At 59.7% G+C, this 15,575-nt stretch carries 18 protein-coding genes; 14 read left to right on the top strand and 4 right to left on the bottom strand.

Translation table 11 applies throughout. The features are described from left to right. Positions 1-143: 143 nt before the first annotated feature. From folC to hisP, 9 genes are all read left to right on the top strand, one after another. Positions 144-1,409, top strand: a complete 1,266-nt coding sequence (gene folC / locus ATE40_RS13855) for a bifunctional tetrahydrofolate synthase/dihydrofolate synthase (protein WP_063919786.1) — start codon at positions 144-146, stop codon at positions 1,407-1,409. Further along, positions 1,410-2,153: a cell division protein DedD gene (gene dedD / locus ATE40_RS13850; RefSeq protein ID WP_019453743.1), complete on the top strand. Its 744-nt coding sequence runs from the start codon at positions 1,410-1,412 to the stop codon at positions 2,151-2,153. 234 nt (positions 2,154-2,387) lie between these two features. Next, positions 2,388-2,888 carry a colicin V production protein gene (gene cvpA / locus ATE40_RS13845; RefSeq protein WP_004936119.1) on the top strand — a complete coding sequence of 167 codons (501 nt, stop codon included), beginning with the start codon at positions 2,388-2,390 and terminating at the stop codon, positions 2,886-2,888. Between the two features lie 21 nt (positions 2,889-2,909). Beyond that, positions 2,910-4,427, top strand: coding sequence for an amidophosphoribosyltransferase (gene purF / locus ATE40_RS13840; RefSeq protein WP_019453742.1), 1,518 nt, complete (start codon positions 2,910-2,912; stop codon positions 4,425-4,427). Between the two features lie 131 nt (positions 4,428-4,558). Next, positions 4,559-5,131 (top strand): UbiX family flavin prenyltransferase, encoded by a 573-nt coding sequence (locus tag ATE40_RS13835; RefSeq protein ID WP_019453741.1) that lies wholly within the window; start codon positions 4,559-4,561, stop codon positions 5,129-5,131. 303 nt (positions 5,132-5,434) lie between these two features. Continuing rightward, positions 5,435-6,217, top strand: coding sequence for a histidine ABC transporter substrate-binding protein HisJ (hisJ, locus tag ATE40_RS13830; protein ID WP_019453740.1), 783 nt, complete (start codon positions 5,435-5,437; stop codon positions 6,215-6,217). 82 nt (positions 6,218-6,299) lie between these two features. Continuing rightward, positions 6,300-6,986, top strand: a complete 687-nt coding sequence (locus ATE40_RS13825) for a histidine ABC transporter permease HisQ (protein WP_019453739.1) — start codon at positions 6,300-6,302, stop codon at positions 6,984-6,986. Then, positions 6,983-7,687: an ABC transporter permease gene (locus tag ATE40_RS13820; protein WP_019453738.1), complete on the top strand. Its 705-nt coding sequence runs from the start codon at positions 6,983-6,985 to the stop codon at positions 7,685-7,687. The genes ATE40_RS13825 and ATE40_RS13820 overlap by 4 nt, the downstream gene beginning before the upstream one ends. Before the next feature lie 21 nt (positions 7,688-7,708). After that, positions 7,709-8,482: a histidine ABC transporter ATP-binding protein HisP gene (hisP, locus tag ATE40_RS13815; RefSeq protein ID WP_019453737.1), complete on the top strand. Its 774-nt coding sequence runs from the start codon at positions 7,709-7,711 to the stop codon at positions 8,480-8,482. 7 nt (positions 8,483-8,489) lie between these two features. Here hisP and ATE40_RS13810 read toward each other — a convergent pair whose 3' ends face one another. The 3 genes from ATE40_RS13810 to yfcG all read right to left on the bottom strand — a co-directional run bounded on the left by ATE40_RS13810 (position 8,490) and on the right by yfcG (position 10,533). After that, on the bottom strand, positions 8,490-9,404 hold the full coding sequence (locus ATE40_RS13810) for a TIGR01777 family oxidoreductase (RefSeq protein WP_019453736.1): 915 nt from the start codon (positions 9,402-9,404) through the stop codon (positions 8,490-8,492). A 16-nt stretch (positions 9,405-9,420) separates the two neighbouring features. Beyond that, entirely contained in the window at positions 9,421-9,792 is a 372-nt protein-coding gene (gene folX, locus ATE40_RS13805; RefSeq protein ID WP_019453735.1) for a dihydroneopterin triphosphate 2'-epimerase, read from the bottom strand. A gap of 111 nt (positions 9,793-9,903) precedes the next feature. Continuing rightward, positions 9,904-10,533, bottom strand: a complete 630-nt coding sequence (yfcG, locus tag ATE40_RS13800) for a GSH-dependent disulfide bond oxidoreductase (RefSeq protein WP_063919785.1) — start codon at positions 10,531-10,533, stop codon at positions 9,904-9,906. A gap of 233 nt (positions 10,534-10,766) precedes the next feature. On the opposite strand from yfcG, the gene yfcE reads away from it, so the two are divergent. Both yfcE and yfcD read left to right on the top strand, forming a co-directional pair. Next, positions 10,767-11,318, top strand: a complete 552-nt coding sequence (yfcE, locus tag ATE40_RS13795; protein ID WP_063919784.1) for a phosphodiesterase — start codon at positions 10,767-10,769, stop codon at positions 11,316-11,318. A 99-nt stretch (positions 11,319-11,417) separates the two neighbouring features. Then, positions 11,418-11,963, top strand: coding sequence for an NUDIX hydrolase YfcD (yfcD, locus tag ATE40_RS13790; protein ID WP_019453732.1), 546 nt, complete (start codon positions 11,418-11,420; stop codon positions 11,961-11,963). A 54-nt stretch (positions 11,964-12,017) separates the two neighbouring features. On the opposite strand, the gene ATE40_RS13785 is transcribed toward yfcD, so the two are convergent. Further along, positions 12,018-13,037 (bottom strand): LacI family DNA-binding transcriptional regulator, encoded by a 1,020-nt coding sequence (locus tag ATE40_RS13785; protein WP_025160165.1) that lies wholly within the window; start codon positions 13,035-13,037, stop codon positions 12,018-12,020. Between the two features lie 310 nt (positions 13,038-13,347). Between ATE40_RS13785 and ATE40_RS13780 the strand changes: the two genes are divergently transcribed. The 3 genes from ATE40_RS13780 to ATE40_RS13770 all read left to right on the top strand — a co-directional run bounded on the left by ATE40_RS13780 (position 13,348) and on the right by ATE40_RS13770 (position 15,568). After that, on the top strand, positions 13,348-13,791 hold the full coding sequence (locus ATE40_RS13780) for a PTS sugar transporter subunit IIA (RefSeq protein ID WP_019453730.1): 444 nt from the start codon (positions 13,348-13,350) through the stop codon (positions 13,789-13,791). Positions 13,792-13,883: 92 nt separating this feature from the next. Continuing rightward, a complete protein-coding gene (locus tag ATE40_RS13775) occupies positions 13,884-14,165 on the top strand; it encodes a PTS sugar transporter subunit IIB (RefSeq protein ID WP_019453729.1) in 282 nt (93 codons plus the stop codon). A gap of 23 nt (positions 14,166-14,188) precedes the next feature. Then, a complete protein-coding gene (locus tag ATE40_RS13770; RefSeq protein ID WP_019453728.1) occupies positions 14,189-15,568 on the top strand; it encodes a PTS ascorbate transporter subunit IIC in 1,380 nt (459 codons plus the stop codon). The last annotated feature ends 7 nt before the right edge of the window (positions 15,569-15,575 follow it).

Here is a 15,575-nt window from a genome sequence, read left to right as displayed (position 1 = left end):
GACGGCTGAAGCCCGTTTCCTGCCGGCCGCGGTTCATTACGCCGCGGCAGGCCGGTTGGCGGCGGTAACGAAGCGCATCGCCTTTACCGCGGTGAGGGTGGTGCCCTGATGGATTAATGAACCCAAGTTCAGTGACGGGACTCATGCAAAACCACCAAATTCCCCAAGCCACGTCGCCATTGAGCTCGTGGCTTTACTATCTGGAACGTCTGCACAGCCAGGCGATCGAACTCGGCCTTGAGCGCGTACAGCGCGTCGCGGCGCATCTGGATTTACTGACTCCCGCTCCTACGGTGTTCACCGTTGCCGGCACCAACGGCAAAGGCACCACCTGTCGCACTCTCGAAGCTATTTTGCTGGCCGCCGGCCTGCGCGTCGGCGTCTACAGTTCGCCACATCTGGTGCGCTATACCGAGCGCGTGCGCATTCAAGGGGAAGAGCTGAGCGAAGCGGAGCACAGCCGCTCGTTCGCTGCCATTGAAGCCGGCCGCGGCGAAACGTCGCTGACCTATTTCGAATTCGGCACCCTGTCGGCGTTGCAGCTGTTCAAACAGGCGCGGCTCGACGTGGTGATCCTGGAAGTGGGCCTGGGCGGGCGTCTCGACGCCACCAACATCGTCGATCCGAGCGTGGCGGTGATCACCAGCATCGCGCTCGATCACACCGATTGGCTGGGCGACGATCGTGAAAGCATCGGCCGTGAAAAGGCCGGTATTTTCCGCAGCGGCAAGCCGGCGGTAGTGGGCGAACCCGACATGCCGGACAGCATTCGCCAGGTCGCCGAAACGCTGGGCGCGCCGCTGTATCGCCGCGGTGAAGCCTGGCGCTTCAGCGAGCAGGGCGATCGCTGGCAGTGGCAGGGCGGCGATACGCTGCTGACCGATCTGCCGACGCCGAACGTGCCGCTGGCCAATGCCGCTACCGCACTGGCGGCGCTGAACTGCTCCCCGCTGGAAATCGACGAACGGGCGATCTTCACCGGGCTGCAGCAGGCGACGCTGCCGGGGCGCTTCCAGATCGTGCGGCGGGAGCCGACGCTGATCCTCGATGTGGCGCACAATCCGCACGCCGCCGGTTATCTGGCCGGGCGCCTGGCCAGCCTGCCGCGCGAAGGCGGCAAGGTGCGCGCGGTGGTGGGCATGCTGTCGGACAAGGACATCGCCGGCACGTTGGCCTGCCTGAGCGAGCAGGTGGATGAATGGTACTGCGCGCCGCTCGACGGGCCGCGCGGTGCCAGCGTCGAACAGCTGGCGCAACATCTGACGGAACCGCGCCGTTTTGCCGATGTCGAAACTGCCTGGCGGCAGGCTATGCAGGATGCTGATAAACAGGATATTGTGATCGTCTGTGGATCGTTCCACACCGTTGCGCAGGTGATGGCGGCGTTAGACGAGATGCGGGGAGTGTGAGTGGCGAGTAAATTTCAGAACCGACTGGTCGGAACCGTGATTCTGGTGGCGCTGGGGGTAATCATCCTGCCAGGGTTGCTGGACGGCAAGAAGAAGCATTACGAGGACGAATTCGCGGCCATTCCTTTGGTGCCGAAGCCGGGCGACGTCGAAGAGAACGACGTGCTGCCGCCGGTGACGCAGCCGTTGCCGGCGCAGCCGCCGGAAGGGGCGGGCGCGTTGGTCGAGCAGCAGGCGGCCAACGAAGCGGCGGCGCAACAGGCGGCGCGGCAGAATGCTCAGCAACCGACGCTGGTGGCGCCACCGCCGGTCGAGACGCGTCCTCAGCCGGCGCCGCAGCCTAAGCCGAAACCGGTAGAAACCAAACCGGTGGAAGTGAAACCGAAACCGGCGCCGCAGCCGAAGCCGGTGGAAGTGAAGCCGGTACCGAAACCGGAGCCTAAGCCGGAGCCGAAACCTGAACCGACGCCGCAGCCGAAACCGGCGGAAGAAAAAGCGCCGGCCGGGCAAGCCTATGTCGTGCAGCTCGGCGCGTTGAAAAACGCCGCCAAGGCGAACGAGATTGTCGCCTCGCTGCGCCTTTCGGGCTATCGCGCCTTTACCGTGCCGTCGACGCCGGTGCAGGGGCAGATCACCCGTATCTACGTCGGGCCAGATGCCTCTAAGCAGAAGCTGCAGGCGGCGCTGCCGTCGCTGAATTCGATCAGCGGGCTGAGCGGGCAGGTGAAGCCGTACGGCCGTTAAACCTCGCAGGGGCGCAGCACGATGCGCCCCTGAATTAAGGAGTGGTGGAGAGAAAGCGAGAAAAACCGCGCCTTTTGCAGGCGAAATCACCTATGTAGGCGCGGCGATTAGGAATTTTTTGATCGCCGCTTTTTATTTGTAACGTGGTAGGAAATCCCCTACGCAAACGTTTTCTTTTTCTGTTAGAATTCGCCGCGAATTGGATGCAGGGGCGATTCATTATTGGAATAGTTCATGGTCTGGATTGATTACGTCATTATAGCGGTGATTGGATTTTCGGCTCTGGTGAGCCTGATCCGAGGGTTTGTTCGCGAAGCATTGTCACTTGTGACATGGGGATGTGCGTTTTTTGTTGCCAGCCATTTCTACTCTTACCTTGCGGTCTATTTCACTCGTTTTGAAGATGAACTGGTGCGAAACGGCATCGCGATCGCGATTTTGTTCATCGCGACCTTGATCGTAGGGGCTATTGTTAACTATGTGATTAGCTCACTGGTAGAGAAAACCGGGTTGTCGGGCACCGACCGCGTGTTGGGCATCTGCTTCGGCGCGCTGCGCGGAGTGTTGATCGTCGCGGCGATCCTGTTCTTCCTGGATACCTTTACCGGCTTCTCACAAAGTGCCGACTGGAAACAGTCGCAGCTCATTCCCCAGTTCAGTTACGTCATCAGGTGGTTCTTTGACTACCTGCAGAGCACGTCGAGTTTCTTGCCGACCCAATTGCCGGGGCGGTAGCGCTGATGAGGAAAAGACAACATGTGCGGTATTGTCGGTATCGCCGGTTTCATGCCGGTAAACCAGTCGATTTATGATGCGCTGACGGTGCTCCAGCACCGTGGCCAGGATGCCGCAGGCATCGTCACCATTGACGCCCACAACGGGTTCCGTTTGCGTAAAGCCAACGGCCTGGTGAAGGATGTGTTTGAGGCGCGCCATATGCAACGCTTGCAGGGCAACATGGGCATTGGCCATGTGCGTTACCCGACGGCCGGCAGCTCGAGCGCCTCTGAGGCCCAGCCTTTCTACGTCAACTCGCCGTTCGGCATTACGCTGGCCCATAACGGTAATCTGACCAACGCCCATGAGCTGCGCCAAAAGCTGTTCGAAAGCGGCCGTCGCCATGTCAATACCACCTCCGACTCGGAAATCCTGCTGAACGTGCTGGCCAGCGAGCTGGATCGCTTCCCGCACTATCCGCTGGAGGCCGACAACATCTTTACCGCAGTCGCCGCGATGCATCAGCAACTGCGCGGCGCTTACGCCTGTGTGGCGATGATCATCGGCCACGGCCTGCTGGCGTTCCGCGATCCGAACGGCATTCGCCCGCTGGTGATCGGCAAGCGTACGCTGGAGGATGGCCGCAGCGAGTACATGGTGGCTTCCGAGAGCGTGGCGTTGGATACCCTGGGCTTTGAGTTCCTGCGCGATGTAGCGCCGGGCGAAGCGGTGTACATCACCACCAAAGGCCAGCTGTTCACTCGCCAGTGTGCAGAGAACCCGAAAACCAACCCGTGCCTGTTCGAATACGTCTATTTCGCGCGCCCGGATTCCTTTATGGACAAGATCTCGGTCTACAGCGCCCGCGTGCGCATGGGCCAGAAGCTGGGTGAGAAGATCGCCCGCGAATGGGAAGATCTGGATATCGACGTGGTGATCCCGATCCCGGAAACCTCCTGCGATATCGCACTGGAGATCGCGCGCATTCTCGAGAAGCCATACCGCCAGGGCTTTGTGAAGAACCGCTATGTTGGCCGCACCTTCATCATGCCGGGCCAACAGGCGCGTCGTCAGTCTGTGCGCCGCAAGCTGAACGCCAACCGCGCCGAATTCCGCGACAAGAACGTGCTGCTGGTGGATGACTCCATCGTGCGCGGCACCACCTCGGAGCAGATCGTCGAAATGGCACGCGAAGCGGGCGCCAAGCGCGTCTATCTGGCTTCCGCCGCGCCGGAAGTGCGTTTCCCTAACGTCTACGGCATCGACATGCCGAGCGCCAACGAACTGATCGCCCACGGGCGTGAAGTGGATGAAATCCGCCAGATCATCGGCGCCGACGGGCTGATCTTCCAGGACCTGGACGATCTGATCGAAGCGGTGCGCGAAGAGAACCCGGATATCACCCAGTTCGAATGCTCGGTGTTCAACGGCATCTACGTGACCAAAGACGTCGACCAAAGCTATCTGGAATACCTGGAGTCGCTGCGCAGCGACGACGCCAAGGCGCTGCGGGTGCAAACCGAAGCGGAAAATCTGGAACTGCACAACGAAGGCTAATCGCCCGCGTTGATCCCCCAAGGTGCAGCGCCGCGTTTGCGGCGCTGCACCTTGCTCCTGTGACTTGCTTATCCCTCGCCATTGCGGCAAAGTCTGCCTGATCTTACTTTTTACGGCAGAGGCCATTTTCCATGAAACGACTCATCATCGGCATTTCCGGTGCCAGCGGCGCGATCTACGGCGTGCGCCTGTTACAGGTTTTGCGCGACGTCGCAGAGGTGGAAACCCATCTGGTGATGAGCAACGCGGCAAGGCAGACGCTGGCGCTGGAAACGCCGTACAGCCTGCGTGAAGTGCAGGCGTTGGCCGATGTGGTGCATGATGCGCGCGATATCGCCGCCGGCATCTCCTCCGGCTCCTTCAAAACCCTGGGCATGGCCATCCTGCCTTGCTCGATCAAAACGCTGTCCGGCATCGTCAACAGCTACAGCGACGGGCTGCTGACCCGCGCCGCCGACGTGGTGCTCAAAGAGCGCCGCCGTTTGGTCTTGTGCGTGCGCGAAACGCCGCTGCATCTGGGGCACCTGCGGTTGATGACCCAGGCGGCGGAGATGGGCGCGGTGATCATGCCGCCGGTGCCGGCGTTTTACCACCAGCCGAAAAGCGTGGAAGACATCATCGATCAGACCGTCAATCGGGTGATCGACCAGTTTGATATCGAACTGCCGACCGATCTGTTCACCCGCTGGCAGGGTGCTAATTAACAGTTTTATCCCTAAATTGGTACATTTGTGCAACACCGCACTGAATTGGGGCGGCGCATGCACCATAATGATCCTACTTCATCACGCTCACTGTTTCATGGCGCCGTCTTGTCGCGGCTGCCAGTGACGCGGCCCTGACCGGCCGATTTAATTTTGCGGTTATCGTCCCAGGAAACAGTATTGTGAAGGCCGGAGCCGTTCCCTCCTGCCGTAGCACCTAATGTGGCACGATTACTGCAAATTGATTTGGTGGGGAAAGTAATGCCCGTAGTGGCATCAAAAAAATCAATTTGAGGGTAATTTATGAAAAAGCGGGTTTTGATTCTGCCGTTAGTTCTGGCTTTGAGCGCCGCCAGCAGCGCCTTTGCCGCCATTCCTTCAACGCTGAAGATTGGCACCGATCCGACTTACGCACCGTTTGAATCCAAAAACGCCAAAGGCGAATTAGTCGGCTTTGACATCGATTTGGCCAAAGAGCTGTGCAAACGCATCAATACCCAATGTACCTTCGTGGAGAGCGACTTTGACGCGCTGATCCCATCCCTCAAGGCGAAGAAGATCGACGCCATCATCTCTTCGCTGTCCATCACTGAAAAACGCCAGCAGGAAATCGCCTTTACCGACAAGCTGTATGCCGCCAACGCGCGTCTGATCGCGCCGAAAGGGTCCAAACTGTTGCCGACCGCTGAAGCGCTGAAAGGCAAGAGCGTGGGCGTGCTGCAGGGCACCACCCAGGAAGCCTACGCCAACGCCATGTGGCAGCCGAAGGGCGTCACCGTGGTGCCTTACCAGAACCAGGATCTGGCCTATGCCGACCTGGCCTCCGGCCGCATTGACGCCGCCTTCCAGGATGAAGTGGCAGGCAGCGACGGCTTCCTGAAACAGCCGCCGGGCAAAGACTATGCCTTTGCCGGTGAATCGGTGAAAGATGACAAGTTCTTCGGCGTCGGCACCGGCATGGGGCTGCGCAAGACCGATACCGAGCTGAAAGCGGCGCTGGACAAAGCCTTCGCCGAGATGCGTAAAGACGGCACCTACGATAAATACGCGAAAAAGTACTTCGACTTTGACGTCTACGGCGGGTAATCCGCTTCCCGTTCCATGCTGTGACTGCGGGGCCGGTGCGCCGGCCCCGATGGTTCGGATCCTAGACCACAGGGTGAAGTAGATGCTGCAAGGCTATTCCCAACTGATTTTAGAGGGGGCTCTGGTGACGCTGGAGCTGGCCCTCAGTTCCGTAGTGCTGGCGGTGGTGATCGGTCTGATCGGCGCCGGCGGCAAATTGTCTCATAACCCCTTTATCTCCGGTTTGTTCGGCGCTTATACCACGCTGATCCGCGGCGTGCCCGATCTGGTGCTGATGCTGCTGATCTTTTACGGTCTGCAAATCGCGCTGAACAATATCACCACGCTGCTGGGCTTCGCGCAGATCGATATCGATCCGCTCGGTGCCGGCATCATAACTCTCGGCTTTATCTACGGCGCTTATTTTACCGAGACCTTCCGCGGCGCCTATCTGGCGGTGCCGAAAGGGCAGATCGAAGCGGCGACGGCCTACGGCTTCAGCGGCGCGCAGATCTTTCGGCGCATTCTGTTCCCGGCGATGATGCGTTTCGCCTTACCGGGCATCGGCAACAACTGGCAGGTGATCCTGAAGGCGACGGCGTTGGTGTCGATCCTTGGCCTGAACGACGTCGTGAAAGCCACGCAGCTGGCGGGGAAAGGCACCTATCAGCCGTTCTTCTTCGCCATCGTGGCCGGCGTGGTGTACCTGGTTTTCACTACCGTTTCCAACGGCGTGCTGCTGTGGCTTGAACGGCGTTACTCACTGGGCGTCAAGAGGGCCGAACTATGATCGATATCCTGCAACAGTACTGGCAGTCGCTGCTGTGGAGCGACGGCTACCGCTTTACCGGCGTGGCGGTCACGCTGTGGTTGCTGATCGCTTCGGTGGTGATGGGCGGGCTGCTGGCGATCCCGATGGCGGTGGCGCGCGTGTCTCCCATTCGCTGGGTGCGTTTTCCGGTGTGGCTCTATACCTACGTGTTTCGCGGCACGCCGCTGTACGTGCAGCTGCTGGTGTTCTACTCCGGTATGTACAGCCTTGAGATCGTGCGCGGCAGCGAGTTTCTCAATGCGTTTTTCCGCAGCGGGCTCAATTGCACCATTCTGGCGCTGACGCTCAATACCTGCGCCTATACCACCGAGATCTTCGCCGGGGCGATCCGCTCGGTGCCGCATGGTGAAATTGAGGCCGCCAACGCCTACGGTTTCTCGCGCTTCAAAATGTATCGCTGCATCATCTTGCCTTCGGCGCTGCGCACCGCGTTGCCGGCCTACAGCAACGAAGTGATCCTGATGCTGCACTCCACCGCGCTGGCGTTTACCGCCACCGTGCCGGATCTGCTGAAGATCGCGCGCGACATCAACGCCGCGACCTATCAGCCGTTTTACGCTTTCGGCATTGCGGCGGTGTTGTACCTGATCATCTCCTACGTGTTAATCAGCCTGTTCCGCAAAGCTGAAAAACGCTGGATGGCCCACGTTAGTCACTGATAAATGACGGGAAGAAAAACCATGTCTGAGAATAAATTAGCCGTCACGGAACTGCACAAACGCTATGGCGATCACGAAGTGCTGAAGGGCGTTTCGCTGGCGGCCAACGCCGGGGATGTGATCAGCATCATCGGCTCCTCCGGCTCCGGCAAAAGCACCTTTCTGCGCTGCATTAACTTCCTTGAAAAGCCGAGCGAAGGCTCGATCAGCCTGAACAACCAGGACATTCGCATGGTGCGCGACAAGGACGGCCAGCTGAAGGTGTTCGACAAGAAGCAGCTGCAGCTGCTGCGCACCCGCCTGACCATGGTGTTCCAGCACTTTAACCTGTGGAGTCACATGACGGTGCTTGAGAACGTGATGGAGGCGCCGGTGCAGGTGCTGGGGCTGAGCAAGGCCGAAGCGCACGATCGTGCGGTGCGCTACCTGGACAAAGTGGGCATCGATGAGCGGGCGCGCGGCAAATACCCGGTACACCTGTCGGGCGGTCAGCAGCAGCGCGTCTCTATCGCCCGCGCCTTGGCGATGGAGCCGGAAGTGCTGCTGTTTGACGAGCCGACCTCGGCGCTGGATCCCGAACTGGTGGGCGAGGTGCTGCGCATCATGCAGAAGCTGGCGGAGGAGGGGAAAACCATGGTGGTGGTGACGCACGAAATGGAGTTTGCGCGCCACGTCTCCAACCACGTGATCTTTCTGCACAAAGGGTTGATTGAAGAGCAGGGGCCGCCGGCCGAGCTGTTCGGCAACCCCAAAAGCCCGCGCCTGCAGCAGTTCCTGTCCGGCGCGTTGAAGTAACCTCAGATCAGCGGGCTTCGGCCCGCTGATTGATCACGTCATCCAATGCCTGTTCCAGCTCCAGATAGCGGAAGTGAAAACCGGCCTCTTCCAGGCGCTTCGGCACCGCCCGTTGGCCGCCGAGCACCAGCACCGCCGCTTCCCCCATCAACAGCCGCATGACGAACGCCGGCACCCGCAGAAACGCCGGGCGATCGAGCACGTTGGCCAATTGGGCGGCGAACTGTTCATTATGCACCGGGTAGGGCGCGACCATGTTGAACGGGCCGGTCAGGGTCGCGTGATCCAGCAGATAAATAATGCCGTTGACCATGTCTTCGAGATGGATCCACGGCAGGTATTGGCGGCCGTCGCCGATCGGGCCGCCCAGTCCGAAGCGGAACGGCGGCAGCATTTTGGCCAGCGCACCGCCCTGCGGCGCCAGCACCACGCCGGTGCGCAGCAGGCAGACGCGAGTGGCGTCGCTTTGCGCCTGCAGCGCCAGCGCTTCCCAACGTTGGCACAATCGGTGGGTGAATTCGTCGTGCGGCGGTTCCTCTTCGGTCACCACCGCCTGCCCCTGATCGCCGTAGTAGCCGACGGCGGAACCGGAAATCAGTACGCCGGGCGGCGTGCTGCTTGCCTTGATAAGCTGCGCCAGGCGTTCGGTCAGATCCCAGCGGCTATGGCACAGCCGCTCCTTTTGCTGCGCGCTCCAGCGCTTGTCGGCAATCGGTTCGCCGGCCAGGTTGATCACCGCGTCGAAGCCATCCAGCGACTGCACGTCGTCCAGCGTTTGCCAATAGCTCGGCTGGTCGCCGAGCCGGGCCCGGGCCCGCTGTTCGTCTCGCGTCAGCACCGTAATGTGGTGAGAAAGCGCCAGCAGCCTGGCCGTCAGGCTGCTGCCTATCAATCCCGTTGCGCCGGTGATCAGGATCCGCATGGTCGACCTCCCTGAGTTAGTCCCGGCGGTAGCTCATGGTCATGGAAACCGAATCGGCATAGCGCAGGGCCAGAAGTTTATCTATCTCCACTTCAGCATAGGTCACCCAGGCGTGATCTTTTACGATATCGAGCACATCCTGCGTTAATTTTTCCAGCAGCGCGAAACGGTTATCTTCCACATGGCGGATGATCGCTTTGGTGATGGTGCGGTAGTTGAGCGCATCGGCGATGTCTTCGCTGTTGCGCGCTTTGTCCGCCGGGTAGTGGATCACCACGTTGATCAGCACGTCCTGTCGGTTGTTGATTTCTTCTTCCTTGATACCGATGAACGTGCGCAGCCGCAGGTTTTTGATGCGAATAACGGCGTCGGGTTGACTGAAAGACATCAGAGATTCTCCATAGGTCTGATTATTGACGTTCAGAATACACGGAAAGTAGGGAAATGATAACGCAGGGACGATGCGACTCCCCGTTCGGCGGGGAGTCGGAAGAGCCGCTTAGGCCTGTTCGGCCAGCTTGTAGGCGCGTTCGGTCGCCGGACGGTTGCTGATGCGCTCGAACCAGTTGCGCACCGCCGGGTAATCCGCCAGATCGATGCGCTGGCGCGGATGCGATACCACCCATGGATAGGTGGCGATATCGGCAATGCTGTAGTTGTCGCCGCCCAGATACGGGTGTTTTTGCAGTTCGGCTTCCAGCACGCCATACAGCCGTTTGGTTTCCAGCTGGTAACGCTCGATGGCGTAAGGCACCGGCTGCGGCGCGTAGTGATTGAAATGGTGATTCTGCCCGAGCATCGGCCCGAATCCGGCCACCTGCCAGAACAGCCACTGCAGAGTGGCGGCGCGTTCGCGCAGGCCTTTGCTCAGCAGCTTGCCGGTTTTCTCCGCCAGATACAGCAGAATTTCCCCGGACTCGAACAGGCTGATTGGCGCGCCGCCGTCCACCGGTTGCTGATCGACGATCGCCGGGATTTTGTTGTTGGGAGAAATGCTCAGAAAGTCCGGTTTGAACTGCTCGCCGGCGCTGATGTTTACGCGATGGATACGGTAGGGTAAGCCGACCTCTTCCAAAAACAAGGTGATCTTGTGACCATTGGGAGTAGGCGCGTAATACAGGTCAATCATGTTGCCTCCTGCGGTAAGGTGATCTGTAATTCATTACACGTTGCTGCGGTCTTCGCCGCGCACAAAGGTATATCAGAGATCCAACAATAGCAGCTAAGGATAGCAGGCTATGTGGGATTCGTCCGATGCTATCTGCGCGGTTGGATCACAATTCTCCACCGGGGCGGGCGGCGGTTTGCCGCACGGTGCCGGCGCGGTAAAATGAAGCTTATTTCCCTCTATAGGACAAGGTTATGAAGCTGATGTTCGCCTCGGATATCCACGGTTCGCTGCCTGCTGCCGAACGCGTGCTGGAATTGTTCGAGCAAAACCGCGCCGACTGGCTGATTCTTCTGGGTGATTTGCTGAATCACGGCCCGCGCAACGCGCTGCCGGCCGGGTATCAGCCCGCTCAGGTTGCCGAACGATTGAACCGCTATAGCGACAAGATCATCGCCGTTCGCGGCAATTGCGACAGCGAGGTCGATCAGATGCTGCTGACGTTCCCCATCGAAGCGCCCTGGCAACAGGTTTTACTGCAAAAAAGACGATTGTTTTTGACCCACGGTCACCTTTATCATCCCTCGGCACTGCCGCCGTTATCCCGCGGAGACGTCCTGGCCTACGGCCATTCGCATCTGCCGCAGGCGGAGCGGCAGGGGGAGATCTACTGCTTCAATCCAGGCTCGGTCAGCATCCCGAAAGGGGGCTTTCCCGCCAGCTACGGCATGTTGGATAGTGGCACTTTGAGCGTGCTGACGCTCGACGACGGCAAGGTCGTCGCGGAGGTGGCGTTAACACGCTAAACGCACTAATTTATACACACACAATAAAAATCTTTGAAAAACACTCATTGATTAACCAGCGCGCGGGATGCATCGCGCCAAAATAGAAGGTTTTAGAGGATGGCGGAACAGGGTCAGGCTGCAGATACCGAATGGGTTGATATCGTCGACGAACAAAACGAGGTGATTGCTCAATCCAGTCGTCAACAGATGCGGGCGGAGCGGCTGCGCCATCGTGCTACCTATATTGTGGTGCATGATGGGATGGGAAAAATTCTGGTGCAGCGTCGCACCGAGATCAAGGACTTCTACCCGGGCTGGCTGGACGCGACGGCGGGCGGCGTAGTGCAAAGCGGTGAAAACGTGCTGGATTCGGCGCGCCGCGAGGCGGAAGAGGAGCTGGGCATCGCCGGCGTGCCTTTCGCCGAGCACGGTCTGTTCTACTTTGAAGAAGAGCAGTGCCGGGTGTGGGGTGCGCTGTTCAGCTGCGTGTCGCACGGCCCGTTCGCGCTGCAGGAAGAAGAAGTGGCCGAAGTGTGCTGGTTGACGCCGGAAGAGATCACCGCGCGCTGCGACGAGTTTACCCCGGATTCGCTGAAGGCGCTGTCGCTGTGGCTGACGCGCAACAACGAGCAGGATTACGGCAAGCCGATCGATAACCACTGAGACGCCAACGCATGAAAGAGCCGGTCATCGACCGGCTTTTTTTATGGCGCGGATTCAGCAGCTGTCGCGGCGGCACAGCGTGGCGGGCAGGGAGCCTTCCGGCAGCCAGGGTTGCTGGTTCAGCCGCGCCAGCAGCGCCTGGCCGGCCTGAATGCCGATGTCGCGATGCGGAATGGTCATGGTGGTCAGCGGCGGCTGACACACCCGGCTGAACTCGCTGTTGCCGAACCCCACCACCGCCAGATTGTCCGGCACCTTGATGCGCCGCCGCTGGCATTCATACAGCGCGCCGCCCGCCAGTTCGTCCGACGCGCACACCAGCGCGTCCAGCTCCGGCCAGGCCAGCAAAAATTCCGGCAGCTGCTGTGCGCCGGTGCTGAAGCTGGCGGGCTGTGCGGCGTTGATCACCCGATGCGGCGACATATGGTTGCGCAGCAGCGCCTTGTGCCAGCCCTGCAGGTGCTGCTGGAAAATCCACTGCTCCTGGTTGGCACACAACAGCCCGATATTCTGATAGCCGCTGGCGATCACCGTTTGCGTCAGCTGATACATGGCCGCCACGTAATCGATGCCGATGCTCATGTCGATCGGATCGGCGCGCACGGCGCCAATCTCCACCACCGGGATGTTGGCAGCGATCAACGCGTTGCGGGCGTTCTGCGAATGCTCGACGCTGAGCAGCACCGCCGCTGCCAGGTTGTAAGAGAGCAGGGTCTCCAGTAGCTTCTCTTCGCGTTCGAGGTGATGCTGCGACTCCGCCAGCATGATGTGATAGCCGGCCGGCTGCAGCACTTTCTGCAGGCCGGCGAACATCTCGGCGCAGCCGGACTCGGACAGGCTGGGCACCACCATGGCGATGGTGTAGGACGAGGCCGACGCCAGCGAACTGGCGGCCAGATTGGGCAGATAGCCCAGTTCGCTCACCGCCGCATCGATCTTCTCGCGCAGTTTGTCCGAAACCTGCTCCGGTGTGCGCAGCGCGCGCGAAACCGTCATGGTGCCGACGCCCGCCAGCTGCGCCACGTCAGCCAACGTCACCCTGCCTGTGCTGCGTCGTTTTTTACCGATCGACATGCGTAATCCTGACTGAAATGCGCGCGCGGCGCATAAAAATGGTAGGGGTGGGAAGCCGACGAGGCGGCTTCGACGATCCCCGTATGCGGCACATTCTACCCCGTTAGCCGAAAGAGCGAGAAAAAATTGTGGTTAACGCCATGCCGCGGCGCGGTGTTTTGATAGCGCTATCACAGATCTGCATGATAGCGCTTTGGTAGCGCTATCTTTGTGATGCCAGTCACTGTGCAGCCGAGAGGGGTTGATTAAAGTTTTACCGTCGTCGGTGAATTAATCACCGACCGAAACCATCAACGCTTGGGAGGGTAATGTGCTGAAAGAGTGGCTGACCGCCGATCATATACAGCTGTGCGAACGGGTGGAGGACTGGCGCCAGGCGGTAACGCTGAGCGCACAACCGCTGCTGCAAGGCGGCGTGATTACGCCGAATTACCTGACGGCCATCTTTCATCAGCAGGAGAAGCTCGGCCCTTACTTCGTACTAGCGCCGGGCATTGCCATGCCGCACGCCCGGCCGGAGGAAGGCGCCAACGCGCTGGGGTTATCGCTATTGAAGATCCATCAGGGGGTGAATTTCCACTCCGCGGATAACGATCCGGTTCAGGTGGTGGTGATGCTTTCTGCGCCCGACGGCGACAGCCACATCGAATTGATTTCGCAGCTGGCGGAATTATTTTCAGACAATCAGGCGATGGAGGCGTTATTTCACGCCAAAGATAAACGGCAAATTGAGGATATTATCGCCCGCTATTAACGCTTAATCACCAGGAACACTATTAATGCTAACAACGCCGGGAATATGACCGGCGGCGCTACCCTACACGCTAAATTCAACAGGTGGATATCATGAAAATCATGGCGATTTGCGGTTCCGGTCTCGGCAGCAGTTTTATGGTGGAAATGAACATTAAAAAGGTGCTGAAAAAGATGGGCGTGGAGGCCGAGGTCGAACACTCCGATCTGTCGTCGGCCACTCCCGGCGCGGCCGACGTGTTCGTGATGGCGAAAGACATCGCCGACAGCGCCAGCGTGCCGGCCGATCAGCTGGTGGTGATCAGTAACATCATCGACATCAATGAGCTGGAAGCCAAGCTGCGCGCTTACTTCGAAGCCCACTCAATCCTCTGAATAAAACGATTGGCGAGGTGGATATGTTTATCCAGGAAACGCTCAAGTTTGTGGTGGATATATTAAAGGTGCCTTCGGTGCTGGTCGGGCTTATTGCGCTGATCGGTTTGCTGGCGCAAAAGAAATCCTTTTCCGATGTGGTGAAAGGCACGGTAAAAACCATTCTCGGCTTTATCGTTTTGGGCGGCGGCGCCACGGTATTGGTCGGGTCGCTCAATCCGCTGGGCGGCATGTTCGAGCACGCGTTTAATATTCAGGGCATCATTCCGAACAACGAAGCGATCGTCTCTATCGCGCTGGAGAAATACGGTGCCTCCACCGCGTTGATCATGGCGTTCGGCATGGTGGCGAACATCGTGGTGGCGCGCTTCACCCGGCTGAAATACATCTTCCTCACCGGCCACCACACGTTCTACATGGCCTGCATGATCGGCATCATCCTGACGGTGGCGGGCTTTGAGGGCGTGCAGCTGGTGTTCACCGGCGCGCTGACCCTGGGGCTGGTGATGGCGTTCTTCCCGGCGATCGCCCAGCGCTATATGCGGCGTATCACCGGCAACGACGACATCGCCTTCGGCCACTTCGGCACCCTGGGCTACGTGCTGTCCGGCTGGATCGGCTCGAAGGTGGGGAAACATTCACGCTCGACCGAAGAGATGAACCTGCCGAAAAACCTCAGCTTCCTGCGCGACAGCTCTATTTCGATCTCGATGACCATGATCGTCATCTACCTGATCCTGGCGATCTGCGCCGGGCGGGCCTATGTGGAAAGCGAACTCAGCGGCGGCCAGAACTACCTGGTGTATTCGATAATCCAGGCCATTACCTTCGCCGCCGGGGTGTTCATCATCCTGCAGGGCGTGCGCTTGATTCTGGCGGAAATCGTGCCGGCGTTTACCGGCTTCTCGGAAAAGCTGGTGCCTAACGCGCGGCCGGCGCTGGATTGCCCGGTGGTGTATCCCTATGCCCCCAACGCGGTGCTGATCGGCTTCCTGTTCAGTTTCCTCGGCGGGTTGGCCGGGCTGTTTCTGTTGGGACAGCTGAAGATGGTGCTGATCCTGCCTGGCGTGGTGCCGCACTTCTTCACCGGCGCCACCGCCGGGGTGTTCGGCAATGCCACCGGCGGGCGGCGCGGCGCGATGCTGGGCGCTTTCGCCAACGGCCTGCTGATCACTTTCCTGCCGGTGCTGCTGTTGCCGGTGCTGGGGGCGCTGGGCTTCGCCAACACCACCTTCTCCGACGCCGACTTCGGCGTAGTCGGCATCCTGCTGGGCAATATGGCGCGCTTTATGTCGAAAGAGATGATCATGCTGGCGATCGTCGCCGTGTTCGCGCTGCTGGTGGCGCATAACTTCCTGGGAAAACGCAAAGGCGCACCGGCCGCTGACCGCGTCGAGAAATAACGAGGGC

This window comes from Serratia surfactantfaciens, assembly GCF_001642805.2.
Lineage (GTDB): Bacteria > Pseudomonadota > Gammaproteobacteria > Enterobacterales > Enterobacteriaceae > Serratia > Serratia surfactantfaciens.
This window is presented reverse-complemented; position numbering and strand designations above follow the sequence as displayed.